The 24,407-nt window shown below is 69.3% G+C and carries 21 protein-coding genes; 7 read left to right on the plus strand and 14 right to left on the minus strand.

Going from position 1 to position 24,407, the window contains the following annotated elements; all coding sequences use genetic code 11:
- Positions 1 to 28: 28 nt before the first annotated feature.
- From ACZY0Y_RS14930 to ACZY0Y_RS14955, 6 genes are all read right to left on the minus strand, one after another.
- The gene (locus ACZY0Y_RS14930) at positions 29 to 1,189 is read right to left on the minus strand and encodes a cysteine desulfurase family protein (RefSeq protein ID WP_463958839.1); all 1,161 of its coding nucleotides are present in this window, start codon (positions 1,187 to 1,189) and stop codon (positions 29 to 31) included.
- On the minus strand, positions 1,186 to 2,145 hold the full coding sequence (gene nadC / locus ACZY0Y_RS14935) for a carboxylating nicotinate-nucleotide diphosphorylase (RefSeq protein ID WP_463958840.1): 960 nt from the start codon (positions 2,143 to 2,145) through the stop codon (positions 1,186 to 1,188). Before nadC ends, ACZY0Y_RS14930 begins: the two co-directional genes overlap by 4 nt.
- The gene (locus ACZY0Y_RS14940; RefSeq protein ID WP_463958842.1) at positions 2,142 to 4,055 is read right to left on the minus strand and encodes an L-aspartate oxidase; all 1,914 of its coding nucleotides are present in this window, start codon (positions 4,053 to 4,055) and stop codon (positions 2,142 to 2,144) included. The genes nadC and ACZY0Y_RS14940 overlap by 4 nt, the downstream gene beginning before the upstream one ends.
- The gene (nadA, locus tag ACZY0Y_RS14945) at positions 4,052 to 5,365 is read right to left on the minus strand and encodes a quinolinate synthase NadA (RefSeq protein WP_463958844.1); all 1,314 of its coding nucleotides are present in this window, start codon (positions 5,363 to 5,365) and stop codon (positions 4,052 to 4,054) included. Before nadA ends, ACZY0Y_RS14940 begins: the two co-directional genes overlap by 4 nt.
- Positions 5,362 to 6,072 carry an NUDIX hydrolase gene (locus ACZY0Y_RS14950; protein ID WP_160669006.1) on the minus strand — a complete coding sequence of 237 codons (711 nt, stop codon included), beginning with the start codon at positions 6,070 to 6,072 and terminating at the stop codon, positions 5,362 to 5,364. Before ACZY0Y_RS14950 ends, nadA begins: the two co-directional genes overlap by 4 nt.
- Positions 6,073 to 6,254: 182 nt before the next feature.
- Positions 6,255 to 6,728 (minus strand): Lrp/AsnC family transcriptional regulator, encoded by a 474-nt coding sequence (locus ACZY0Y_RS14955; RefSeq protein ID WP_463958846.1) that lies wholly within the window; start codon positions 6,726 to 6,728, stop codon positions 6,255 to 6,257.
- Positions 6,729 to 6,904: 176 nt separating this feature from the next.
- On the opposite strand from ACZY0Y_RS14955, the gene ACZY0Y_RS14960 reads away from it, so the two are divergent.
- From ACZY0Y_RS14960 to ACZY0Y_RS14980, 5 genes are all read left to right on the plus strand, one after another.
- Positions 6,905 to 8,287 carry an amino acid permease gene (locus ACZY0Y_RS14960; protein WP_463880200.1) on the plus strand — a complete coding sequence of 461 codons (1,383 nt, stop codon included), beginning with the start codon at positions 6,905 to 6,907 and terminating at the stop codon, positions 8,285 to 8,287.
- A 110-nt stretch (positions 8,288 to 8,397) separates the two neighbouring features.
- Positions 8,398 to 9,444 (plus strand): thiamine pyrophosphate-dependent enzyme, encoded by a 1,047-nt coding sequence (locus ACZY0Y_RS14965; protein WP_463958847.1) that lies wholly within the window; start codon positions 8,398 to 8,400, stop codon positions 9,442 to 9,444.
- Positions 9,437 to 10,477, plus strand: coding sequence for an alpha-ketoacid dehydrogenase subunit beta (locus ACZY0Y_RS14970; RefSeq protein WP_463958849.1), 1,041 nt, complete (start codon positions 9,437 to 9,439; stop codon positions 10,475 to 10,477). The genes ACZY0Y_RS14965 and ACZY0Y_RS14970 overlap by 8 nt, the downstream gene beginning before the upstream one ends.
- Positions 10,470 to 10,799 (plus strand): biotin/lipoyl-containing protein, encoded by a 330-nt coding sequence (locus ACZY0Y_RS14975; protein WP_043482513.1) that lies wholly within the window; start codon positions 10,470 to 10,472, stop codon positions 10,797 to 10,799. The genes ACZY0Y_RS14970 and ACZY0Y_RS14975 overlap by 8 nt, the downstream gene beginning before the upstream one ends.
- A 4-nt stretch (positions 10,800 to 10,803) precedes the next feature.
- Positions 10,804 to 11,631: an alpha/beta fold hydrolase gene (locus tag ACZY0Y_RS14980; RefSeq protein WP_463958851.1), complete on the plus strand. Its 828-nt coding sequence runs from the start codon at positions 10,804 to 10,806 to the stop codon at positions 11,629 to 11,631.
- Here the strand turns inward: ACZY0Y_RS14980 and ACZY0Y_RS14985 are convergent.
- Positions 11,628 to 12,155, minus strand: coding sequence for a hypothetical protein (locus tag ACZY0Y_RS14985; protein WP_463958853.1), 528 nt, complete (start codon positions 12,153 to 12,155; stop codon positions 11,628 to 11,630). The two genes, ACZY0Y_RS14980 and ACZY0Y_RS14985, sit on opposite strands and share 4 nt — an antisense overlap.
- Before the next feature lie 198 nt (positions 12,156 to 12,353).
- Here ACZY0Y_RS14985 and ACZY0Y_RS14990 point away from each other — a divergent pair, with 198 nt between their 5' ends.
- Positions 12,354 to 12,836 carry a phosphoribosyltransferase family protein gene (locus tag ACZY0Y_RS14990; protein ID WP_463880186.1) on the plus strand — a complete coding sequence of 161 codons (483 nt, stop codon included), beginning with the start codon at positions 12,354 to 12,356 and terminating at the stop codon, positions 12,834 to 12,836.
- Positions 12,837 to 12,902: 66 nt separating this feature from the next.
- Here ACZY0Y_RS14990 and ACZY0Y_RS14995 read toward each other — a convergent pair whose 3' ends face one another.
- The 3 genes from ACZY0Y_RS14995 to ACZY0Y_RS15005 form a co-directional block, all read right to left on the minus strand.
- On the minus strand, positions 12,903 to 14,258 hold the full coding sequence (locus ACZY0Y_RS14995) for an MFS transporter (protein ID WP_463880183.1): 1,356 nt from the start codon (positions 14,256 to 14,258) through the stop codon (positions 12,903 to 12,905).
- Positions 14,259 to 14,443: 185 nt separating this feature from the next.
- Complete coding sequence (gene hpaB / locus ACZY0Y_RS15000; RefSeq protein WP_463958855.1) at positions 14,444 to 15,898, minus strand: 4-hydroxyphenylacetate 3-monooxygenase, oxygenase component; 1,455 nt, start codon at positions 15,896 to 15,898, stop codon at positions 14,444 to 14,446.
- A 59-nt stretch (positions 15,899 to 15,957) separates the two neighbouring features.
- Positions 15,958 to 16,485: a flavin reductase family protein gene (locus ACZY0Y_RS15005; protein WP_463880301.1), complete on the minus strand. Its 528-nt coding sequence runs from the start codon at positions 16,483 to 16,485 to the stop codon at positions 15,958 to 15,960.
- A gap of 151 nt (positions 16,486 to 16,636) precedes the next feature.
- Between ACZY0Y_RS15005 and ACZY0Y_RS15010 the strand changes: the two genes are divergently transcribed.
- Positions 16,637 to 17,353, plus strand: coding sequence for an IclR family transcriptional regulator (locus tag ACZY0Y_RS15010; protein WP_463880179.1), 717 nt, complete (start codon positions 16,637 to 16,639; stop codon positions 17,351 to 17,353).
- A gap of 32 nt (positions 17,354 to 17,385) precedes the next feature.
- Here ACZY0Y_RS15010 and ACZY0Y_RS15015 read toward each other — a convergent pair whose 3' ends face one another.
- From ACZY0Y_RS15015 to ACZY0Y_RS15030, 4 genes are all read right to left on the minus strand, one after another.
- Positions 17,386 to 18,792 carry an MFS transporter gene (locus ACZY0Y_RS15015; RefSeq protein ID WP_463958856.1) on the minus strand — a complete coding sequence of 469 codons (1,407 nt, stop codon included), beginning with the start codon at positions 18,790 to 18,792 and terminating at the stop codon, positions 17,386 to 17,388.
- Positions 18,793 to 18,930: 138 nt separating this feature from the next.
- The gene (locus tag ACZY0Y_RS15020) at positions 18,931 to 22,035 is read right to left on the minus strand and encodes an AAA family ATPase (protein WP_463958857.1); all 3,105 of its coding nucleotides are present in this window, start codon (positions 22,033 to 22,035) and stop codon (positions 18,931 to 18,933) included.
- Positions 22,032 to 23,219 (minus strand): exonuclease SbcCD subunit D, encoded by a 1,188-nt coding sequence (locus tag ACZY0Y_RS15025; RefSeq protein ID WP_463958858.1) that lies wholly within the window; start codon positions 23,217 to 23,219, stop codon positions 22,032 to 22,034. Before ACZY0Y_RS15025 ends, ACZY0Y_RS15020 begins: the two co-directional genes overlap by 4 nt.
- Positions 23,220 to 23,283: 64 nt before the next feature.
- Positions 23,284 to 24,225, minus strand: coding sequence for an MIP/aquaporin family protein (locus tag ACZY0Y_RS15030; RefSeq protein WP_463958859.1), 942 nt, complete (start codon positions 24,223 to 24,225; stop codon positions 23,284 to 23,286).
- Positions 24,226 to 24,407 lie beyond the last annotated feature (182 nt).

Consider the following 24,407-nt stretch of genomic DNA (forward strand, 5'->3'; position numbering starts at 1 on the left):
TTTTGGGCTCCCAAAACGGCCCCTGCTGCTAGCTGGTTGGGCCGAGGGCCTGGACGCTGCCGACGGCGGTGCGGACCGCGGCCGCCGCCTCCTGCAGTTCCGCCGCCGTGATGGTGGAATCGAAGCTGAAGCGGACCGCGGTCTGGGCGGTTTCGGCGTTGATGCCCATCGCGCGCAGCACCGGGGACGGCTCGTCCGACCCCGCGGCGCAGGCGGAGCCGCTGGAACAGATGACTCCCTGGCGTTCGAGTTCCAGCAGCACGGATTCGCCGTTGGTCCCCGGGAAGCAGAACGAGGCCACGGAGGGCAGCCGCTCGCTCGGGTGGCCGGTGAGGACCGCGCCCGGAACCAACGCCTGCACCGCGCGGATGAAGTCATCGCGCAGGGCGGCAACATGGGCCGCACGGTCCCCCGGGGAGGTCTGCGCGAGGGTGAGCGCCGTCGCGAGGGCGACGGCCCCGGCCACGTTTTCGGTCCCTGACCGGCGCCCGCGTTCCTGCCCGCCGCCGTGGATCACAGGTTCCAGCCGGATCCGGCCCCGCACGAACAAGGCCCCGTTCCCTTTGGGCGCCCCCAGTTTGTGGCCGGAGATACTCAGGGCATCGACGCCGAGGGCTGCGGTGTCGAGCGGGAGCCAGCCGGCTGCCTGGACCGCGTCGGTGTGGAACGGTATTCCGCGCGCGCGGGCCAGCGCAGCCAGCTCCGCAATCGGCTGCACCGTTCCCACTTCATTGTTGGCGTACATGATGCTGACCAGCGCGGTCTCCGGCCGGAGCGCGGCGGCGAGGGCCTCCCCGGTGACGCGGCCGCAGGAATCCACCGGCACCACGTCGACGGCGAAGCCGTGCACGCGTTCCAGGTAGCGGGCGGACTCCTCCACAGCAGGATGCTCGACGGCGCTGATCACCACCCGGTCCAGCCTGGAGTCCGCGGCGCGGCGCGCCAGGGCAATGCCTTTGACGGCCAGGTTGTCCGCCTCCGTGCCACCGGAGGTGAAGATGATCTCGCCCGGGCGGCAGCCCAGCGCCTGGGCCGTCGCCGCCCGTGACCCGCCGAGCGCCGTGGCGGCGGAGTCGCCGAGCGAATGGTGGCTTGAGGGGTTGCCGAATTCCCCGGTAAGGAACGGCCACATGGCCTCGATTACCTCGCGGCGGACCGGTGTGGTGGCCGCGGCGTCGAGGAAGATCATGGCGTTGCCTGGCCGGCCGTCCGGTGGTTGTTCTGTTCCGTGCCGAGGCCGAGTTCAATGTCGAGGCCCAGGTCCAGGGCGGCGACGCTGTGGGTGAGCCCGCCGATCGAGATGACGTCCACCCCGGTGCCGGCGATGCCGGCCACGGTGGCCAGGTTGACGTTTCCGCTGGCCTCGACCCGGGCCCGGCCGGCCACCAGGGCCACCCCGGCGGCAAGGTCCGCCAGGGTGAAGTTGTCCAGCATGATGGTGTCCACCCCGGCTGCCAGCACGGGCCCGATCTGGTCCATGCTGTCCACCTCCACTTCGAAGTGGGTGGTGTGCCCGAGGCGGCCTTTGGCTTCCCGCAGCACGGCCGTGAGCTTCGACGGGTCTCCCCCGGTCAGGACGGCCAGATGGTTGTCCTTGGCCAGCACGGCGTCCGAGAGGCCAAAGCGGTGGTTGGCTCCGCCGCCGCAGCGCACGGCATAGCGTTCCAGCACCCGCAGGCCCGGCGTCGTTTTGCGGGTGTCGGTGATGCGCGCCCCGGTGCCGTCCACCAGGGCGACGAACTCCGCCGTCCTGGTGGCGATGGCGCTCATCCGCTGGACCAGGTTCAGTGCCACGCGTTCGGCGAGCAGCACGGCGCGGGCGTTCCCGCTGACCCTCGCGAGCGCCGTGCCGGCGGCGAAGGCGGAACCGTCAGCCACGAGGAGTTCGACGTCGGCGCCGGGGTCCGTGAGCTTCATCGCGGCCGCGAACACCTCCCCGCCGCTGAGCACGCCGGGGACGCGTGCGGCCAGGACCGCCGTCGCGCGTGTGTCCGCGGGGATGAGTGTCTGCGAGGTGATGTCGCCGTAGGGTGCGTCCTCGTCCAGGGCGGCCCGCAGCACGGCGTCGACAGCGGCTGCGGGAAGGGTTCCGGCGAGCGCCGTCACCGGGAGGGCGGCCGGGCGGGCTGCGGCGGGTGCTGTCATGACGAAATCCTTTGCTTCGGACGGGATACGGCGGCATTCCGGTGGCTGTGTGTGCCGGCCGGCAGGGCGGAGCGGCCGGGGGCCGCGTGCACTGCGATAAGGGCGGCGGCGGTGCCGGCGTCCGCCCGGTAGTGGGCGCCCACCGAGCCGGTCCGCTTCCGCGCTGCGGCGACGAGCAGTTGGGCGGCCAGGAGCAGGTTCCGGTCCTCGTGCCCGGACGGGTCCACCGCGTCCGTCACGATCTCGGGACGGACGACGGCGGCCCAGACAGCAAGGGTGGCCTGCGCCTCCCGCAGTTGCTCGCCGCTGCGCAACACGCCAGCCGCGCTGGTCATGAGGCGCCGCAGAGCGTCGCGCGAGAACGGCCCGGGACCAGCCACAGTCTTCGCAACACCATCGGGCGCCGCCGGGTGATATTCCCGGCCGGCACCCAGGGCTGCCTGCCGGCCGTCGTTCGACGGCGTTCCGGAAGCGTGCGTCAAGGGGAGGCCGCCCGCGGCCGTGGGCCCACGCGATCCGGGTTCCCTGGCCGAGCTTGCGAGGTTAGGGCGATCGTGGGGAGCACGCGGAGGAACGGCGTCGGACGACGCCCTATCCGACGCCCAGCCCGTTTCGTCACCCAGGAAAGCCTCCACCGCGCGCCGGCCGAAGACCAGCCCCTCCAGGAGCGAATTGCTGGCCAGCCGGTTGGCGCCCTGCGCGCCGGTGCACGCGACTTCACCGGCGGCGTAGAGTCCCGGCACGGAGGTGCGGCCCCAGAGGTCGGTGGCCACGCCTCCCATCCAGTAATGGGCCGCCGGGGACACCGGAAGCGTTTGGGTGGTCCAGTCGTAGCCGGCGGCGCGGGTGGCGGCGGTGATGGTGGGGAACCGCCGTGCCAGGAAACCGGGACCGCGGGTGGCCTCGATTCCGCGGGCGTCGAGGTACACGGGGCTGTCCGCCGGGGCGCCCGTCGCGGCGAGGTGCAGGGCGATGCTGCGGGAGACGACGTCGCGCGGTGCCAGTTCGGCGTCCGGGTGGTAGTCGGGCATAAAGCGGTGGCCGGCTGCGTCGAGCAGGACGGCACCTTCCCCGCGGACCGCTTCGGAGATGAGCAGTGCGGGCGGGCCGCCGGGGATCTCGTCCGCCGCCAGGGTGGTGGGGTGGAACTGGAAGAACTCCAGGTCCCGGACGGCCGCCCCCGCCCGCCAGGCCAGGGCCAGGCCATCGGCTGTGGCGACGGAGGGGTTGGACGTCCGGGCGAAGATCCGTCCGGCGCCTCCGGTGGCCAGGAGCACCGCGTCAGCGTCCAAGCGCCGGGGCTGCCCGTGGGACAGGTAGGCGACGCCGGTGACCCGGGCGGTCCCGCCCGCCGGCCCGGCTCCGCGGTGCCCGGTGAGGAGTTCGGTCACGAAGGCTCCGGTCTCGACCCTTAGCCGTCCCAGCAACGCGCGGTCCAGGACGGCGGCGACGAGGGCGCGGGCGATGCGGGCACCCGTCGCGTCGCCGCCGGCGTGCAGGATGCGGGCGGCGGAGTGGGCCGCCTCAAGGCCAAGCGCCGGTCCGCCGCCGGGCCCGCCGTCGAACTGGACGCCGAACCGCTGCAGCCCCGCGATGTCCCGGACTGCCTCGGTGCACAGGACCCGCACGGCGGTGGGGTCGTTGAGCCCGGAGCCGGCGGCGAGGGTGTCGGCGATGTGGGCTGCGACGGAATCGCCGGGCGCGGCCTCCGCCGGCGTGAGGACGGCCGAGACGCCGCCCTGGGCGTAGAAGGTGTTGCTCTGCTCGAGCGTTCCCTTGGTCAGGAGCACCACCTCAAAGGCCGGACCGCCGTCGGGCGCAGCGTCAAGAACGGCGTCAGAGGCCAGCAGCGCTGCGTACAGTCCCGCAATGCCGCTGCCGACAACTACCAAACGCAGCGGCCTGGTCACGGCCGGGCCGCCAGCATCCGCTCGAGGGCAACCCTGGCCGGGGCGGCGACGGCGTCCTCCACCGTGATGCGGTTGACCACCTCGCCCCGCACCAGCGCTTCCAGGACCCAGGCGAGGTAGCCGGGGTGAATGCGGTACATCGTGGAGCAGGGGCAGATCACCGGGTCCAGGCAGAAGATGGTGTGCTGCGGATTTTCCGCGGCCAGCCGGTTGACGAGGTTGATCTCGGTGCCGACGGCGAAAGTGGTGGGCTCGGTCGCGGCGGCAATGGCTTGGCGGATGAAGTCGGTGGACCCGGCGGAATCGGCGGCATCCACCACTTCCATGGGGCATTCCGGGTGCACGATCACCTGGACCCCGGGGAACTCGGCGCGGGCCTTCTCGATCTGGGCCACGTTGAAGCGCTTGTGGACCGAGCAGAAGCCGTGCCACAGGATCACCCGGGAGCCCTGCAGGGTCTGTTCGTCGTTGCCGCCGAGGTCCTTGCGCGGGTTCCACATCGGCATCTGTTCCAGCGGCACGCCCATGGCCTTGGCGGTGTTGCGGCCCAGGTGCTGGTCCGGGAAGAACAGCACGCGCTGGCCGCGCTCGAACGCCCATTCCAGGACCGTGGCAGCGTTCGAGGACGTGCACACGATGCCGCCGTGCTCCCCACAGAAGCCCTTGAGCGCGGCCGAGGAGTTCATGTAGGTGACCGGGATGACCGGGACCCGGCCGTCGGCGCCGGGCTCGGTGCCGAACAGTTCCTCGAGCTGTTCCCAGCATTCGGTCACGGAGTCGATGTCCGCCATGTCCGCCATGGAGCAGCCCGCGGCCAGGTTGGGCAGGATCACGGCCTGGTCCGGGCGGGACAGGATGTCGGCGGTTTCTGCCATGAAGTGCACACCGCAGAAGATGATGGCTTCGGCGTCCGGACGGGTCAGCGCCGCGTTGGCGAGCTGGAAGGAGTCACCCACGAAGTCGGCGTATGCCACCACTTCGTCGCGCTGGTAGAAATGGCCAAGGACCACGGCGCGGTCCCCGAGCGTTGCCTTGGCGGCCCTGATCCGTGTGTCGAGTTCGGCGTCGCTGGCCGTCTTGTATTCCTCCGGGAGCTGGCCCTGCCGGGGGGTCGACGCCGGCGCGACGTCCGCGACGGAGGCTCCTGGGCCGTAGGCGGGGACACCGGCGAGGGCCTCGGAGAGGTCATTGTCCCAGGGCCCGCGGGCGAGCGCCGGGCTGCACGTGGCGGCTGTTGCCCTGCCCTTGGCGCTGTTGCTGGTGGCCTGCTCGCGCGTGATCAGCTGGATGGCCGTATTGACGCTGCTCATGGTGTGCTCCTGTTGTCTGGGTCAAGGCCTGGGCGGCCGGTAAAGCGGTAGAGGCGGGGCGGACGGTGTTTGCCGCCCTGCAGGTACTGGTCGGTTTCTTCGATCTCGGGCGTGGCCTTGACCTGGCGGCGGAAGTTGGCCGGGTCCAGCTCGCGGTCCAGGACGGCCTCGTAGACCTCCCGGACCTGGGCCAGGGTGAAGTACTCGCCGAGCAGGTGGTACGCGATGGACCCGTAGGCCATCTTGTTGCGCAGCCGCCAGAGCGCGTAGTCGACGATCGCGTTGTGGTCGAAGGCCAGGTCGCCGAGCCGGTCAGCGCGGAACCACCGGACATTCTCGGATTCGTCCGCGAGCGCGGCCTCGGTGGGCTGGACCAGCGCCCAGTACACAATCGAAACGACGCGCTGCGTGGGCGAACGGTGCAGGCCACCGAACGCGTAAAGCTGTTCGAGGTAGCTGGGCGCCAGCCCGGTGGTCTCCTGCAGGTTCCGCGAGGCGGCGTCCGGCAGGGACTCGGCATGGGTCAGCGGGCCGCCGGGCAGCGCCCACAGGCCCTTGAACGGTTCGCGGATGCGGCGCACCAGCGGGATCCAGAGGGTGGGACGTCCGGAACGCTCGCTGGGGCGGAGGGCGAAGATCACCGTGGAGATGGCCAACGACGGCGGCGCGAGCTGGCGCTCCGAGACGTTGGCAGCTGCTGTGTAGATGGTGCTTCACCCCGCATCCTGAGGCTCCGGGCCGGTTTGGAGGACCGCCCGGACAGTTCCGGCCCGACCGCCGGATTAGTTATAGTCAGACTGACTAGAACTAATTCTACGACGCCCCCTCCCGGGCGCAAAATGTTTCAGGTCACACTGGGCCGCCGGAGCCGCGCGAGGGGCTGCCCTGCTCAGCGTCCCGCGGCGGCGGCTTCCAGCAGCGGGAGCGTGCGGCCCTGGAAATGGGTGTTCAGCACAATCACCGAGGACGAGCGAAGCACTGTCCGGGTGGCGATCATGGCATCCAGCACACGCTGCAGGTCCGGGTTGGAGCGGGCCGCAATGCGGGCCATGAGGTCCGAACTGCCGGACACAGTATGGATTTCGATCAGTTCCGGGATCTCCGCGAGGGCCTCGACCACCGCGTCGTGTCCGAGGTCCTGGTTGATTGTCAGGGAGCAGAATGCGACGACGGGGAACCCTAAGTGGGCCGGATCCGGCTGCGGCACCCAGGAACCGATAACGCCGCTGTCCTGCATCCGGTCCAGCCGTGACTGTACGGTGGCGCGGGCAACTTTGAGGACGCGGGAGGCCTCCAGCACCGGGGCCCGGGGTGAATCCGTGAAGAATCGGACAATCTTCGCATCCAGGGCATCAACGTCCATCAAATGTTCCTCCTGCAGACGGGTTTGCATGACAAACCGTTGTGGAAACTGCGTCTCCTGCCAACAAACTGTCACCATGTTCTCACGGCCGGCGCACGTGGACCCCGTTCCCTGACGGTAAATTCAATAGGTCCCATAAGGACTGACAGGTCCACACCACACGAAGGTTCGCCAGCATGACAATGAAGTCCACCGCGGAGCGCCCCGGCCTGAAACTCGGCCACAGCATGAAGCCACGCCAACTCACCATGATGGGACTCGGGAGCGCCATCGGCGCCGGACTGTTCCTCGGCTCGGGGGCCGGAGTCCAGGCCGCCGGACCCGCCGTCCTGATCTCCTACCTGGTCGCGGGAACCCTGATCATCCTGGTGATGTGGGCGCTCGGCGAAATGGCCGCCACCAACCCCAACAGCGGCGCGTTTTCCGTCTACGCCGCAAAGGCCATGGGCAGGACCGCCGGCGCCACCGTGGGCTGGCTCTGGTGGCTGCAGCTGGTGGTTGTCATCGCCGCCGAAGCCCTCGGCGCGGCCGCCCTGCTGTTTACCGTGTGGCCGGCCATCCCGGTCTGGGCCCTGTCCCTGATCTTTATGGTCTTGTTCACGGCGGTCAACCTCGCCGGCGTGAAGAACTTCGGCGAGTTCGAGTTCTGGTTCGCCATCCTCAAGGTGGCCGCCATCCTGGCGTTCCTCGGCATCGGCACCGCCCTGCTGCTGGGCTGGCTGCCGGACGTCCCCTCCCCCGGACTCACCAACTTCACCGCCAATTTTGCCCCCGCGGGCCTCGGCGGCATCGCCACCGCGCTCTTCGTCGTGATCTTCGCTTTCGGCGGCACCGAGATTGTCAGCGTGGCCGCCGCCGAGACCGAGAATCCCCGGCACAGCGTGGCCCAGGCGATCCGCACCGTTGTCTGGCGCATCCTGGTCTTCTACATCGGCTCGGTGTTCGTCATCGCCGCCGTCCTCCCCTACACCTCGGAGGCCCTGGCGTCGCCGTTCGCCGGCGTACTGGACATGGCGGGCATCCCCGGTGCCGGCGCCGCCATCACCCTGGTGGCCGTCGTCGCGCTCCTCTCGGCACTGAACGCGAATCTCTACGGCGCCTCCCGGATGGTCTTCTCGCTGTCCGAGCGCGGCGAGGCTCCCCGGTTCCTCTCGAAGGTCAACAAGGCGCGGGTGCCGGCGGCCGCCGTCGGCGTCTCCGTGGCGTTCGGCTTCCTGGCCACCGTCCTGGAGCTGCTCTTCCCGGAGCAGATCCTGCCGGCACTGTTCCAGCTGGTCGGCTCGACCTGCCTGATGGTCTGGGGCTCCGCGCTTGTGTCCCAGCTGATCCTCCGCCGCCGCGCCGACCGCGAGGGCACCGAGCTGCCGCTGCGCATGAGGGGCTTCCCGGGGCTGACCATCTTCGGCCTGGCGCTCCTGGCCCTGATCTTCGCCGTCGGCTTCAGCAGCCCGGAGAGCAGCAAACAACTCGTCAGCACCATCGCCCTGGTCGCCGGCATTGCCGCGGCCTGCTGGATCGGAGCCCGACTGACCCGCGACCGCGCGCAGCAACCCGACTAACTGCACAAGCTGTAAGGCCAGGCGGCGTTACGACTGGCATTCTTGTGCAGTCTGGTCAGTGATTTGGCGGCTGATTGCCCAGCGGCGGGCCGGTGACTAGGGTCACAACCATGGACACACTTCCCGTGGCTTCCGGCGATGCCGCCGAACCGCTCACTCCCGCCCAGCTCCGCGAGCTCTACTCGCTGATGGTGGCCGTCCGCCACCTGGATACCTCGGCCATTGCCTGGCAGCGCCAGGGCATCATCCCCGGCTACGCTCCCGAGCTCGGCCAGGAAGCGGCCCAGGTGGGCAGCGGCTACGCCGTGGACACCACCCGGGACTTCGTTTTCCCCACCTATCGGGAAATGGGCGTCGCCCGCACCATGGGCGTGGACATGGTGGCGTACATGTCCACCCACAAGGCCACCTGGCACGGCGGGCTCTACGACCCGCAGCAGTCCCGGCTCGCCCCGATCCAGGCCGTAGTGGCGGGTTCTGTGCTGCACGCTGTGGGCTGGGCCCACGGCCAGACGCTGGCCGGCACCGCCGACGGCAAGCTCGGCGTCGCCATGACGTACTTCGGCGACGGCGCGTCCTCGCAGGGCGATGTCCACGAGGCCCTGAACTTCGCCGCCGTGATGAACGCCCCCGTCGTGTTCTTCGTCCAGAACAACGGCTGGGCGATCTCGGTTCCCACCGAACGCCAGGTGGCCGGCGGCTCCGTCGCCGCCCGCGCCGCCGGCTACGGCATGCCGGCACTGCAGATCGACGGCAATGACGTCATCGCCGTCGTCGAGGCAACCCGGCGTGCCTTCGCACACGCCCGGGCCGGCCACGGCCCCGTGCTCGTCGAGGCCATGACCTACCGCCGCGGCCCGCACTCGACCTCCGACGATCCGGGACGCTACCGCTCGCTCGACGAGGAGCGCGACGGCGCCGGCATGGACCCGCTGGAACGTCTCCGGCAGCGGCTGCTCGCCGACGGCATCGCCGACGAGGCGTTCTTCGCCGGGGCCCTGGCCGCGGCGAAGGCCGAGGAGGAGCAGATCCGCACCGGCATCCAGGCGCTCGGCTCCCGCCCCGGCACCGAAATGTTTGACCTGGTCTTCCAGGAAACCACCCCTGCCCTGCAGGCCCAGGCCGCCAACTGGCGCGAGGAGTCCGAACATGTCTAACTCGACCCTTGAAAGCGGGAAAGTGCACACGCCCGCTTCCACCACCGTGATGTCCATGCAGCAGGCCCTGAACCGGGCCCTCGACGAGGTCCTCGCGGAAGATCCCAGGACCCTGATCTTCGGCGAGGACTGCGGCCGGCTCGGCGGCGTCTTCAGGATCACTGACGGGCTGCAGGCCAAACACGGCGAACAGCGCGTCTTTGACACCCCGCTGGCCGAATCCGGCATTCTCGGCATGTCCGTGGGCCTGGCGATGGCCGGGTTCCACCCCATCCCGGAGGTTCAGTTCGACGGCTTCGCCTACCCGGCCATCAACCAGATCGTCTGCCAGATTGCGCGAATGAACTACCGGAGCCGCGGCACCATGCCGATGCCGATCACGCTGCGCGTGCCCAGCTTCGGCGGCATCCGGGCCCCCGAACACCACGGTGAAAGCCTGGAGGCACTCTTCGCGCATGTACCCGGGCTCAAGGTGGTCTCGCCGTCGAACCCGCACGAGGCCTACCACCTGCTCAAGTACGCCGCCACCCGTCCGGACCCGGTGATCTTCATGGAGCCGAAGTCCCGCTACTGGCAAAAGGGGGAGGTGGACACCGCCAGCCACGACGCGGATGGCGGCTCCCCCACCGGCGCCAAGGTCATGCGCGCGGGACGCCACCTCACGCTGGTCGCGTGGGGCGCCATGGTGGCACGGTGCCTCCAGGTGGCCGAGCTCGCCGCCGAGGACGGCATCGACATCGAGGTCCTGGACCTGCGCTGGCTCAAGCCGATCGATGCGGAGGCGCTGGCCGCCTCCGTGCGCAAGACGCGCCGCGCCGTCGTCGTCCATGAAGCGCCGCTGACCTCCGGGCTGGGCGCCGAGGTGGCCCAGCTGATCACCCAGGCGTGCTTCGACACGCTCAAGGCGCCGGTGGAGCGTGTGACCGGCTTCGACGTCCCGTATCCCTCGGGCGATCTGGAAGACGAATACATCCCGAACATTGACCGGATCCTCTTTGGCATCCAGCGAGTATTGGAGTACAAACGTGGCTGAAATTTCCTTCCCGCTGCCGGACCTCGGCGAGGGCCTGATCGAGGCCACCGTGCTCGAATGGCTGGTTTCCCCGGGCGACCAGGTGGAGCGCAACCAGCCGCTCGTCGAGGTCGAAACCACCAAATCGGCCGTTGAATTGCCGAGCCCGCAGGCAGGTAAGGTAGTGCGTATCCACGGCGGGCCCGGCGACAAGATCAATGTCGGCGAGCCCCTGATTGTGTTCGAGGTGCCGGACAACACCGCCGGCATTGTGGGCACGGTCCCGAAGGAAGAGGCACCGAAGCGCCGGGTCCGCCTGAGCGCCGTACTTGATGAGGACTGACACCATGAGCGGCAGACACACCGGCGAACAGCATTCCCACACCGTCGAGGGCACCGACCCCCAGCTGTACGTCGGGGTGCACGAGCCAGAATCCGACGCCGGACTGCGACCGGTGCTGCTGCTGCACGGCTTCTCCTCCTCCTCCAAGCTCAACTGGGAGGACACCGGCTGGCTGACCGCGCTGCTGGAAGCCGGCCGCCGCGTCATCACGGTGGACCTGCCCGGCCACGGCCGCAGCGGAGCCCCCGAGGACATGGACTCCTACGCGCCCAGCAGGATCCGCGCCGATCTGCTGCAGATCGCGTTCGACGCCGGCGTCCGCCCCCTGCGTGACGGCGACCCGTCCAGCGGGCTGGACCTGATCGGCTACTCGCTCGGCTCCCGGCTCGCCTGGGAGTTCGGCGCCACCCAGCATGAGCTGGTGCACCGGCTGGTCCTGGGCGGCCCCAATGTCGCCGATCCGCTGGCCGACTTCGACCTGGCTGCCGCGCAGCGCTACCTTGCGGATGGCACCCCGATCGCGGATGCGTCCACCGCGGGGCTGCTGAAGATGGCGCAGATGCTGCCCAGCAACAACATTTTCTCGCTGCTGTCCCTCGTGGAGGCCATCGAAAGCGAGCCATTCGATCCCGCCGAGGCCGTGCCGCACATGCCGATGCTGCTCGTGGCCGGGGAAAAGGACGAGCGCGCCGCGTCGATGCCGGAACTCGCCGCCCTGGGCGCGAAGGCCGGGGCGATGGTCGAGCAGCTCATCCTGCCGGGCCGGAACCACACCAACGCCATCACCAGCCGCGCCTTTAAACAGGGCGCCGTCAGCTTCCTGGGCGTCTAATAGTCGACGCCCGGTTCGGGGGTTCCCGCCATACCGAAGCACGCGGACGAGGACAGGACATTGAGCGCGTTCCGCTCCGGGTTGAAATCGATCGAGTGCCGGAAGCCGTCCTGGCTGACGATCACCAGCTCCGGATCTCCGTTGACGCTCGTCTTGTCCTTGACAGTCCAGCCGCTTCTGGCGGACCGGTCAGCCTTGATCTGCTCCAGCAGCGCACGGCCGTCGGCGTCAGCGCTGAGGACAACATCCAGGGTGCCAGGCCAGTAGTAGCCGCCGGTCCCGCACTCAAAAAGAGCACGGGAGGTCCCGGTCTGCTGCGTCGCCGCGACAGCCGACGACGGGATCACCGACACCAGCTCATCTTGCTGCGCGCGAGTGGACTCCTTGGCCGCGGCAAGATCCAGCGTGGGGGTCCGGGTTTCGGTGGCGGGTGCACAGGCTGCGAGTAAGGCTGCCAGGCACGTGACGGAGACGGCTGCAGACAACCGGGCCTGAAGATTGGCGCCGACAACTGGTACGGCCATTGATTCCCCCACGTAGTTCGGGCCAACAAAGTGGTGAGGCCACCACGGCCCAACCCCCACTGGACAGCCTACCGCCGTATCTCCATTCGATGGATGGATAGGACTGCCCGCTGGAGGAATCCGGCCCCGGCCTCGCGTGGCTTCCCCGCCGGACGTAGGCTGGCCGCAGCAACTGGGCCGGAACCGGAGGTGCGTCTTATGGGCATGCAATACACGGACCGCGGGCAGGCAGGCAGGCTTCTCGCCTCCGCCTTCCCCCAGTTCCGCGGCCGCCGGAATCTGGACCTTGTGGACCGGCTCCTCACCATCGGTGTCAGCAGGTCCGCGCTGGACGTGGTGGAAAGCAACGAACGGGCAGAACTGCAGCGCCGCGCCGGAGCCTACCCGGGGCCGCGGCTGCCCGTGAGAGGCAAAACGGTCATCGTCGTCGATGATGGGATGTCCACCGGTGCGACGATGCGCGCCGCCGTCGAGGCCGTCCGGGCGGCAGGTGCGGCGAGGGTCGTCGTCGGGGTTCCCGTCGCGTCGCTGGAGGCACAGACGCAAATGGAGCGGCTCGCCGACGCCGTCTTCAGCCTGTTCATCCCGGGCCAGTTCCGCGCCGTCGGCAGCTATTACCGCACCTTCCGCCAGGTGCGGGACGACGACGTCGTCCGGCACCTGGCGGCCCGGCCCGCCTGAACGGCGCTGGTTAAAAGGCGAGGGGCACGGACCAAGCGGTCCGTGCCCCTCCTGTCAGGCTGCTTGCTAGTGCTTTGCCGTTTCAGCCGGCGTGTGGTGCACGACGCCGAGCGGGCGGCCCTTGGTTTCACCGGCGAGGAGGACACCGACGGCGGAGATGACACAGAGGATCATGATGTAGATACCGATGGAACCGGTCCACCCCGTTCCCTGCAGCAGGGCCTCCGCGATGGTGGCCGCGAACGCACCGCCCAGGATGGCGCCGAAGGCGTAGCCGATCGAGATGCCCGAGTAGCGCACGTTTGCCGGGAACATCTCGGCGTACATCGCGGACATCGGGCCGTAGGACAGGCCCAAGCCAATGGTCAGGACGAACAGTGCGACGCCGTAGAGCACGATGTTCTTGGTGTCGATCAGAGCGAACATCGGGATCATCCAGGCGAAGACAATGCCGTACCCGATCAGGAAGGTCTTGACGCGGCCGATCTTGTCCGAGAGCCAGCCGCCGACAAGGGTGAAGATCAGCCAGCCGAAGGAAGCCAGCGTGGTGGCCAGCAGGATCTGCGCGACAGGCATCTTCAGGGACTTGGTGGCGTAGGAGATGAAGAACGCGATCAGGAGGTAGCCGGCAGCGTTGTTGCCGATGAAGATCATCGTCGAGTAGAGGACGGCCTTCTTGTGCTTCCGGATGAGCTCGCCCAGGGGCGCTTTGCTCTCCTCCTTGCGCTCGGACAGTTCCTTGAAGACCGGGCTCTCGGCCACGGCGCGGCGGATCAGGTAGCCGACGACGATCAGCACGATGGAGAGCAGGAACGGCACACGCCAGCCCCAGGACGCGAAGTCCTCCTTGGACATGGACGTGTTGAGGAAGTAGAGCAGGCCGGTGGCCAGGATCATGCCGACCGGAACACCGATCTGCGGGTACGCGCCGAACAGGCCGCGCTTGCTCTTGGGAGCGTGCTCGACAGCCATCAGGGCGGCGCCGCCCCATTCACCGCCGGCGGAGAAGCCCTGGATGACGCGGAGCAGGATCAGCAGGACCGGAGCCCAGAAGCCGATCTGGGCGTAGGTCGGCAGCATGCCGATCAGCGCCGTGGCGGCACCCATCATGATGAGGGTGAAGACCAGCATGGCCTTGCGGCCGAGCCGGTCACCCAGGTGGCCGGCGACGATGGCACCGAGCGGGCGGAACAGGAAGCTGATGCCGATGAGGGCGAAGGACAGGATCTGCGCCAGGCCCGGATTGGAGGCATTCAGCGGGGCCAGGAACAGCGGCGACAGCAGCGTTGCTGTCAGCTGGGCGAAGATGAAGAAGTCGTACCACTCGATGGTGGTCCCGACCAGCGTGCCCGCGAGGACTTTGCGTTCCTCATGCTTGCTGCTGGGGCCCGCCTCTGAATCGACACGTGAAGTTGCGGTCATTGGAACTCCGTTGCTGGGGGCAGAGGTGCTGCCCGGGATGGGTGCGAAGAGAATAACTGAATGCCTCTGGATTTACTGATCGAACGGTCAGTTAGTATTCTGAATCTTACTATGAAATATGTGCCAGGTCACACATCTTTGAAAAAAGCTTCCCCGCCGCCCCTAAATGACGGCGGAGTTGCCCGTCAGTCGGCGCGGTTGAGGAACTCCCGGACCCGGGCCCGCACGGGCCCGCGGTCATAGCTGTTCACCATCGCGCCGGCCATCCTCACCGGGTCACCGAAGAAGAAGTACTCGTAGAGCGACTGCCGGCCGGAGAAGCCGGAGACGGAGGCGTCGAAGGCCAGTTTGAAGAGCCGGACGCGCTCGGGACCGGTCAGCGACTTGCCCTGCAGGTACATCTCGATGTCGGCACGGGCGTCACTGTTGACGTCCGCTTCGCCGGGAAGGGCCATAAGCCCGGAGGCGGAGAACTTGCGGATGATCTGCGGGAAGCGCTGGGCGACCTTCGGATACCAGTTGCGGGCGGCATTCAGTGTGGACCACTTCGGCAGCATGACGCCGGCCTCGTTGAGCTGCGCGTCCGCCTCGGAGGCCCGGACCAGCGCCTTGCCGATTTCGACGTCGACAATCAGTTCGGCGATGTCCTCCTGGATGTGCTGGAAACCGTCGATGCCGATCGAGTCGGCGAGTTCGGACGCCAGGCCCAGGAAGAACTCACTCTTGGCGATCGTGCGGGTGACAACCTGGTGCGTCATCAGGGCGGCGGCGCCGGTTTCGGAGTAGAAGCCGTTGCACAGCTGCGGGTTGCCCAGCATGAAGATGCGCTCGTTGGGGACGAAGACGTGGTCGAAGATCGCGACGGCGTCCATTTCCTCATAGCGGGAGGCGAGCGGCTCGTCATGGGTGCTTCCGCCGTTGTACAGCGAGGTGCGGCACAGGTAGCGCAGGCCCGGAGCGTCGTTGGGGATGGCGAACGCGTAGGAGTATGGCGCGTCGTCCGGAGTGCCGCGAAGCACCGTGGAAGGGAAGACCAGGAGCTCGTCCGCGATCGGGGCGATGGTGGCCAGCATGCGGGCGCCGTGGATGACAATGCCGTCCTCGCGCTCCTCGACAATCCGGGCCGAAAGCTGGCCCCCGAGCTGTTCAGATCCGGAGACCGAGCGGTTGACCTGCGGCGGGATCAGGGTGTGCGTGGCCAGGACGTCGTTTTCGCGGGCCCACTCGTAGTAGTTGCGGATGTTCTCGCCGAACCTGGGATCCGCCTGGGAAAACCACTTGCCGGCCGTGCTGAGGGCGGTGAGGGAGGAGTTCATGTAGTCGCCGGAGCGGCCCAGGAAGCCGTTGGAGGACTCGGCCCACGTGGAGATGGCACGGCGGCGGCGCTCGAGGTCCCCGACGGTCTTCGGCACCAGGAAGGAGGCGTTGACGAGGTCACCGGTGGTGGGCGAGGTGTACGTCAGTGCGTCCTGGTACCTGGGGCCGTGCTGCATGTCGAAGAGCTTCGCGTAGGAACGTGCCACATTGCGGAACGCGGGGTGCTCGGCGATCTTGTCACTGACGACCTCACCGTCGATCACCACGTGGGGCGTCATGTCGTTGAGCTTGTCCAGGTACTGCTGTCCGGTACGGATACCCATTACTGCTTCTCCAGTCATCGTTGAGCTGTGCCGATAAGGCCTGAGTCGGACTGCTGGGGTCAGAGCAGGTCTTCCATGCCCAGCAGGCTTTCCGGGATGGTCGTGAAGGTGCCGTTCGCGAAGGCCAGCGCATCGCCGTTGCGGTAGTTGAAGTCCACCACCTCGCCGATGTAGAGCGTGTGGTCGCCGCCGTCGTACGCCGCCCAGGGCCTGCATTCAAAGTAGGCGAGGACATTGGATAGCCGCGGTGCTGTTTCGCCCTCGGCCCAGAGCGGCTCGGGCCCGGGACGGCCGGCGAAGTGCATGGCAAGCTGCCGCTGCTCCGCACCAAGGATGTTGACAGAGAAGGGACGGCCGGCGAGCTCGTCGTGGGCCTTCGCTGCGCGGGCGATGCTGACAAGTACGAGCGGCGGGTCCATGGACACCGAGGTGAAGGAATTGACGGTGATGCCGTGGCGCTTCGTGACGCCGTCGAATGTCACGATCGCGACACCGGTGGCGTACCTGCCCAGGCTGCCGCGGAATTGGTGGGACCGGGGCGCGGACATACGGCCCGGAACGGACTCGGTGCGGGGCTTGGCAATCATCAATGATCCCTTGCGGATGGCGGCGGCGTTGGTTTTTGTTCTATAATCGAACACGTAATTCCCATATAGAACGCTAGCGCACTGTGAGGCGGAGCACAAGAGCCCCACGGCGCCTCCCGGCTTCACCGCCGCCCGCACCTAGGATGGACCCATGACCCCGACCGCCGGCAGCGCCCAGGCTTCCCCGTCCCAGACGTTGTCGCGCGGCATCCGCGCCCTGGAAATCCTGGCCGACGCCCAGCACCCGCTGACCATCGCCGAACTCGCCGACGCGATGGGGGTGCACCGTTCCGTCGCCTACCGCATCCTCCGCACCCTCGAGGACCACTCCCTGCTGGTGCGCGACGACCGCGGCCGGGTCCAGCCCGGCCCGGGCCTCGCCGTCCTGGCCCGCGGGGTGTCGCGGAACCTGCAGACGGCGGCCCTGCCCGAGCTCACCCAGCTCGCGAATGCGCTGACGATGAGTGCTTTCGTCGCCGTCTGGGACCACGAGGACTGCGTCACCCTGGTCACCGTGGATCCGCGGCACACCGGGGCCGCGGTGGTCCAGCATCCGGGCTCCCGGCATCCGATCAGTGCCGGCGCCCCCGGCATCGCAATCCAGTCCGCCCTGTCAGAACAGGAATGGGCCGCCGCCGCGCCCGGCATCCCCTACCGGGCCGAAGCGGCCGAGGCGCGCCGCCGCGGTTATTCCGCCAGCCACGACGAGGTCATCTCCGGCGTCTCCTCCCTGGCCGTCCCCATCCAGGTTCCGGGCGGGCGGCCGGCGGCGCTCGCCGTCGTATATATCCGCGCCGCCCAGGATCCCGAGGAAGTGGCCGCTGCCCTGGCCGCTAGCGCCCGGCGCATCGAAAGCCAGCTGGGCTGACGCGCACCCCAACTCCCCCGCCGCCGGACCCCTCAAGCAGCCGGCGCCACCGTCCTGTTCTGTTGCCGGAGCACGACGGCGGCTGCCGTTCCGAGCAGGAACAGTGCCGCGGCCGCGCATACCGGCACCACAAACGCGGTGGAGTACCCGTGGTTCTGCGCCAGCTGCCCTGCAACGGATGAGCCGATTGCGGTGCCGGCGACGATGCCGCTCGCCAGTGCGGTCATGACCGTGCCGGGTTTTCCGGCCGGGGCGACGAGGCCGCCGATTGCGAAGACCGTGACCATGAGTGGTCCGACCGGCAGGCCGAGGACCAGGAGCACGAGGACCATGGGAAGCGCGGCCGACGGCAGCAACAGCAGCAGCGCAAGTCCTGCCATCAGTGCCGCGCAGGCGAGCCAGCGGGCGTTCGCTGTGAACCGCTGGGGCCAGTACGCCACGGACAGGGCCGCCGCGGCGGAGCTCAGGCCCATCACCGCGTAGAGGAGGCCGGCCAGCTCGGAGGTGGCGAAGCTGGCGGAGAAGGAGCTCAGCGCGGTCTGGGTCGAGCCGAAGAATGTTCCCATGCAGACCATGGCCAGCACGGGAAGCGCGACGGCGGCGAAGGCGCCCGCACGCTGTCCGGCCGGCAGGGAAGCCCGGAGCTGTTTCGCCCGGGCGGCGCCGGCCGCTGTCCGCGCCGGCGTCCGGACCACTGCGTGGTGGGTGGGGTGCACGGCAAACGCCGGGACGAACGTGATGGTCAGGGCCGCGGCGAGGGCGAGGGGCAGCCATGGTGCGACCATGCTGGCGAGGATGCCCACGAGCGCCGGGCCCAAGACGAAGGTCAGTTCGTCGGCGGTGCTTTCGTAGGACAGTGCCGTGTCCAGGTCCGCGGGGTTGGCGTCGCGTCCGCCGCGGGAGGTCAGGGCCATCCAGCGGACCCGGGACAGCGGGCCCACCTGGGGGCCGCTGGCCCCGGCCAAGAAGGCGGCCGCCAGGAAGGGGAAGGCGGTGGCGAGGTCCGGTCCGCCCGGGACCAGATAGACGGCGAGGATCAGGGCGATGACGGCGACCGTGTTGAAGACGGCGGCGATCACCAGCACCGGGCGTTGGCCGCGCCGGTCCGCCAGCGCGCCCAGCACGGGGGCACCGAGCGCCGAGCCAATGCCTACCGCGCCGGCTGACACGCCGCCGACGGCATAGGAACCGGTGACGGCGGTGACCAGGGTGAGGGCGCCGACAGTGAGCATGGCGAGCGGGAGGCGGGCAAAAAGCCCGAGCGGGACAAAGCCTCGTCCGGCGAGGAGCGGCAAGCGGGCGTACCGGCCGCCCCTGCGGGGCGTCGCGCGCAGAGTGCCGGGTCCCGGCGCGGAGTCGGACCCGGGACAGGAGGAAAGGGTGTCAGGGAACTGGGGCGCCGCGGAAACGGGCGCTTGGGAACGCGTTGAAAGGGTCATGATTCCGGGTTCGTTCGATGGTGCGCATCGTCCCTCCTCCCGATGCGCGCGACCCGGTAACACCCCAAGTGTATCCGCAACTGTTGCCGTCTCCGCGGGGCCGGCTGCCGTGGCGGTCGCCGGGCCCGCGGACGCGTGTCAGGCCTGGGCGTCGTCGGCGATGTGCAGGGTGGAACCGTTGCGTCCCTTGACCACCTGGAGCTGGGTGCTGATGCGCTGTTTCATTTCGCCCACGTGGCTCACCAGGCCGACCACCCGTCCGCCGTCGCGGAGCCCCTCCAGGGCATCCATGACCTGCTCGAGCGCCTGTTCGTCGAGGCTGCCGAATCCCTCGTCCACGAACAGCGTCTCAATGTCGACACCGCCGGATTCCTGCTGCACCACGTCCGCAAGGCCGAGAGCCAGAGCGAGTGAGGCCATAAAGGACTCACCACCGGAGAGCGTTGCGGTGTCGCGGCGCTGCCCGGTCCACTGGTCCACGACCTCCAGGCCGAGCCCGGACTTCTGCCCGCGGGCCGCCCTGGCGTCGGTGTGCTGCAGGGTGTAGCGGCCGTCGCTCATGCCGATGAGCCGTTCCGAGGCAGCGACGGCCACCTGTTCGAGCCGGGCCGCGAGCACGTAGCTGTTCAGGCTCATGCGGTAGGTGTTGTCTCCCGCACCGCGGGCCGCGTCGGCGACGGCGGCCAGCAGTGCCGCCCGTTCCCGCGGTTCCCGTCCTGCCGCCGCAAGCTGCGCATAGTTGGCGGCGATAGCGCCGAGGGTCCGCGCGGATTTTTCCGCGAGGCCGGCCGCGAGTTCCGCGTCCCGGGCTGAGCGTTCCGCCGCGGCAGCGTCTGCGCGGAGCTGTTCCATGAAGTCCTCGACGAGGGGTCCTTCTGTTTCGAGCTCGTGCGCCGCCAGGACAAGTTCCTCGCTGGCAAAGAGCCCCTCAATCCGGGCCGCTTCGTCCTGCCCGGCGCGGACGGCAGCTTCGAGTGCCGCGGCGTCGGCGGCCGGAAGCAGCACGGCCCGGGCCGCGTCCGCGGACTCGAAGCCGGCGCCGGGAAGCGCCAGCTCCAGTTGGTGCCGGGCGTCCGCGGAACGTGCGGCGGCCTGTTCCACCCGGGTCCGCGCGGCATCGGCGCGTTCCAGCACGGCGGTGGTGCCGTCGAGCGCTGTGATGCGGGCTGCCAGGACCGGGTGGCCCGCCCGGAGTTTGTCGAGGGCCAGTTCCAGGGCCTCGGCCTGCTCCTGGACTTCAGTGAGGGTGGACCCGGTGTGGGCGATGCTGGACGCCGCGGCCGCCTGGGCCTCCTCGGCGCCGGCGATCTCCTCGTCCAGCCGGGACTGCCGTGCGCGGTTGGCGGCAAGCTCCGTCGCCGCGCGGTGCGCTTCCGCGGCGCGTTCTTTGGCCAGGGCGGCCTCGAGCGTGGCGTCGTCGGGCGCCGTGTTGCCGCCCTGGGCCGCCAGCACGGCGACGTCCTGCTGGGCATCGGCGAGTTCGCGTTCGAGCGCCACGAGGGCGGCCTCCGCCACCTCGCAGGCGTGCTGCGCGGTCTCTTCGGCCTCGGCCACGGTCAGCGCCGAAGCCGCGGCGGGGGCGGGCGCCGGATGGTCAGGGCTGCCGCACACCGAACACGGGACGCCGGGCTGCAACTGGGACGCGAGCCCCGCGGCAGCGTTGGCCAGCCGTTCCTCGCGCAGATCAAGCCAGCGCTGGCGGAGGTCCTGGTACTCCTCCCGGGCGCGGCCATGGCGGTCCGTAACCGCTCCGCAGGCCGTCACGGCCTCGGCGTACCGGCGGACCAGGATAAGCAATTCCTCCGCGGCCGCTGCTTCCTTGGTCCGCATGTGCACTTCGGCGGCGAGTTCTTCAAGCGGTCGCAGTCCGGCGAGCAGGGCCTCTGATTCCAGGCGCAGGACGGTCAGGGCAGCAGCCCCGGAAGTGCGGTCGTCTTCCAGCCGGGCCAGGTCCAGGCGAAGCCGGGCGGTGCGGCTCCGCAGTCCGGCAAGCCTGGCTTCGTCGGGAAGCCGTTCCTCCAGCACCGCGCGCAATGAGCGCAGTCCGCGCAGCGCCGACCGCAACGTGCCGGCGTCGACGGTGGAGCCATCGCCGAAGCCGGCGCCGCCCACGGAGGCGCCGGCCCGTGAGTCCGGGCCGCCGTCACCCGTTCCGTTCCGCAGCGTGGCGAGTTCGGGGTCGGTGAGCGCGACGGCGCGCAGTTCTTCCACGGCAGCGGCCACGGCGGCGGCGGCCGCTTCCTCCGCCGTTCCGGCGCTGTCCACGGCCTGCAGTTGCCCGCCGAGCACTTCGGCCTGACGGTGCAGGCCCAGCTGGCTGTTCTTGGCGGCGACTGTGGGCGCGGCGGCCTCAGCCTCGGAGCGCCGGCGTTCGGCCGCGGCCAGCCTGGCCTGGCGGGTGGCCCGCGCCGTCGCGGCGTCCCTGGCGGACAAGCGGTCGGCGCGCAGCACCTCCCGCTCCAGGGCAGCAGCCCGTCGCCGCTCCGCGGCGGTGGCGGCATTCGCCTCCAGCCAGGTCAGGAAGGAGTCCGGATCAGCCCGGTCCGGCGCACCCTCCGTGTCGAGTTCCAGGGTGGCCGTTTCGGCCTCCGCCTGGACGAGCAGGAGCTCCAGCTGGCCGTTCAGGCTGGCGACCTCGGTGCGGGCCGCCTGCGCCTTCCGGCCGAGTTCCTGTTCCACGGCCTCGAAACGCTGGGTGCCGAAGAGGCTCTGGAGCAGCTCCAGGCGGTCGGTGGCCTTGGACCGCAGGAAGGCCGCGAAGTCGCCCTGCGGCAGCATCACCACACGGGTGAACTGTTCCCGGTTCATGCCGAGGACATCGGCGATCTCGGCGCCTGCCTCGTCGTTCCGGCCGGACTTCTCAATCCATTCGCCGTCGACGCGTTCGCGGAGCAGCGTATTGGCCTGCTGCACGGTGAAGCCGTTCTTGCCCCGGGCGCTGGGCTTGTCCCAGGCGGGGGCGCGGGAGACTTCGAAGTGCCGGCCGCGGGCGGAGAATTCGCACGTGACCCGGGGCTCCGCTGCGGCCGCGGCGTGGTCGCTGCGCAGCCGCTTGCCGTCCTGCCGCGCCCCGGGGACCGACCCGTAGAGCGCGAAGCAGATGGCGTCCAGGACGCTGGTCTTGCCGGCTCCCGTGGGACCGTTCAGCAGGAACAGCCCGTGCGCGCTCAGCCGGTCAAAATCGATGTGTTCGGTGCCTGCGAAAGGCCCGAAGGCGGAAATCTCGAGACGATGGATCCTCACAGGGAAATTCCTTCCAGGCGCACGGATTCCAGGGCTTCGGCAAAGACAGCAGCCTCACCGTCGTCGGCCGCCCGGCCGCGGACGTGCTCCAGGAAACCGCAGCAGACGGAAAGGTCGTCCTCGGCCGCTGCGAGCCTGCTGCTGTAGCTGGTTTTTGCGGCAGCGCCGGCTCCTTCCGGGTCGAACCCCAGTACCAGGGTGTCGGGGAACCGCGCGCGCAGCCTTTCCATGGCCTGGGCCGGGCGCTGGGCATCGGTCAGGGTGATCTGGCAATAGGCCGATTCGGCCCACGCGTGGTCCTCGGCCACCAGCAGTTCCTCCAGCTTCCCGCGCAGCACGGCCAGCGTCCGGGGAGCCTCCCAGAGCACCTCGCTGAGCCGGCGGATGCCGCCCGCGTCGACGTCCAGGAGCCAGCTGCCCTTCTTGTGCTTCGCCTCGGAGAACGAGTACGCGAGCGGAGACCCGGAGTAGCGGACGGTCGGCGAGAGCTCCTGCCGTCCATGCAGGTGGCCAAGCGCCGTGTAGCCAAAGCCGTCGAAGAGATCCAGCGGCACAGCGCCGACGCCGCCGATGCTGAGGTCCCGTTCGCTGTCGGAGCTGATCCCGCCGCTGGCGAAAGTGTGCGCCAGGACCACGGAATGGACCGTGCGGGTTCCGGCCCGGGCCGCAAGATCGGCGCGGATGCGGGCCGTGGCCGCCCGGGTCACCTCGAAGTGGCTGGCGGTGTCGACGCCGAGCTGGTCGGCCACGAGCCGTGGTTCCAGCCAGGGAATGCCGTAGATGGCGAGCACCGGCCCGGCGCCGCCGTCGGCGTCCGGTCCGGCGTCGAGCGGAAAAAGCACGGGCTGGTCCAGCTCGGTGAGCCGGGTGCGCAGGTGCACTCCCCCGCGTTCCAGCAGCCGGGACGCGAACCCGAGCCGGATGGCCGAGTCGTGGTTGCCGCTGGTCAGAACCACCTGGGCGCCGGCGCCGGTCAGGCCCACCAGGGCGTCGTCGAGCAGGCGGACGACGTCGACCCCCGGCAGGGCGCGGTCGTAGACGTCGCCGGCGATCAGGACGACGTCGACGGCCTCCGCCCGCACGAAGGACACAAGCTGGTCGATGAAGGCGCGCTGGGCATCGAGCATGCCAACGCCGTGGAACGACCGGCCCAAATGCCAGTCCGAGGTGTGCAATAACCGCATGCTCCTACGGTATCGGCTGCCACCGACAGGATTGCGCCACCGCTCCGGCGCAGCGGCTGGCGGCCTACTTGCCGCGTTCCCCGCGTTCCCCGTCGAAGAAGGCACGCGCTTCGTCGCTGCCGGCAACCGGTTCGGCGCCGGCCGAACGCTCCGGCGTCCGGTCCTGGTCCATTGCGTCAAGTCCGTCCACGTCGTCAACTTCGTCCACGTCGTCCTCCGCGGCAGGCACCGGCACCGTGGCCGGCGTCGACAGCGCGAAACCGCGGAACACAAGTCCGGCGAGGGCCGCGCCCACCAGCGGAGCAACCCAGAAGAGCCACAGCTGGCCGAGCGCATCCGGGCTGCTGAAGACGGCCGAGGCGGTGGCGCGCGCCGGATTAAAAGGAGTGTTGCCGGGCGCCTGGCCGAATTGCAGGAGCACCGCCGTGGCCAGGCCCACGGCAAAGGGCGCCGCAAGCCGTGAGGGGTTCCGCTCCGAGGTGGTGCCCAGGTAAACGGCCACCAGCAGGGCGGCACCGAGCACCTCGATGAGCAGCACGCCGGCCATCGGGACCTGGATGATGGACCTTTCACCGAAACCGGCGGCCACCGTGTCAAAGGCCGTCCTGGTGTCGGCGATATTGGGGACGGTGCGCAGGATGCCAAAGAGCGTCACCCCGCCGAGCAGGGCGCCCACGAGTTGCGCGCCCACATATGCCGCCGCGTCGAGGGGGCGGATGCGGCCCGCAATGGCGTTACCGGCCGTCACCGCAGGGTTGAAGTGGCCGCCGGAGAGGTACCCGAATGCCAGCATTGCCGCGGTAACGGCCAGTCCAGCGGCGAAGGCGGCCGACAGGGGGTTCGACTGCGGAATGGTGAATAACGGAACGCCCAGGCCGGCGATCACCACAAAGAACGTCCCCCCGGCTTCGGCGGACACCCGGCCCAGCAGCCCGGGTCGCGTCGGATCGACAGTGGTGGCAGCGGCCCCATCGGGCGACTTGGGGGCTGACGCAGGCGTGATCATGTTCAGGGATTCCTTTGCTTGGGGTCAGCGAGCAGTCTGCCAGCGGAGTCTGGACGTTCGCTGGACCCGGGCTTAGCCTCGATCCACCGGTCGGGTTGAGGTTGTATCGGCGGTTTAAACGGAGAATGCCTGTCGGATCGGGAAAAATGGGGTTTGTCTAGAACTCCGTTTGGCCAATCCGA

Source organism: Pseudarthrobacter kochi, assembly GCF_055412805.1.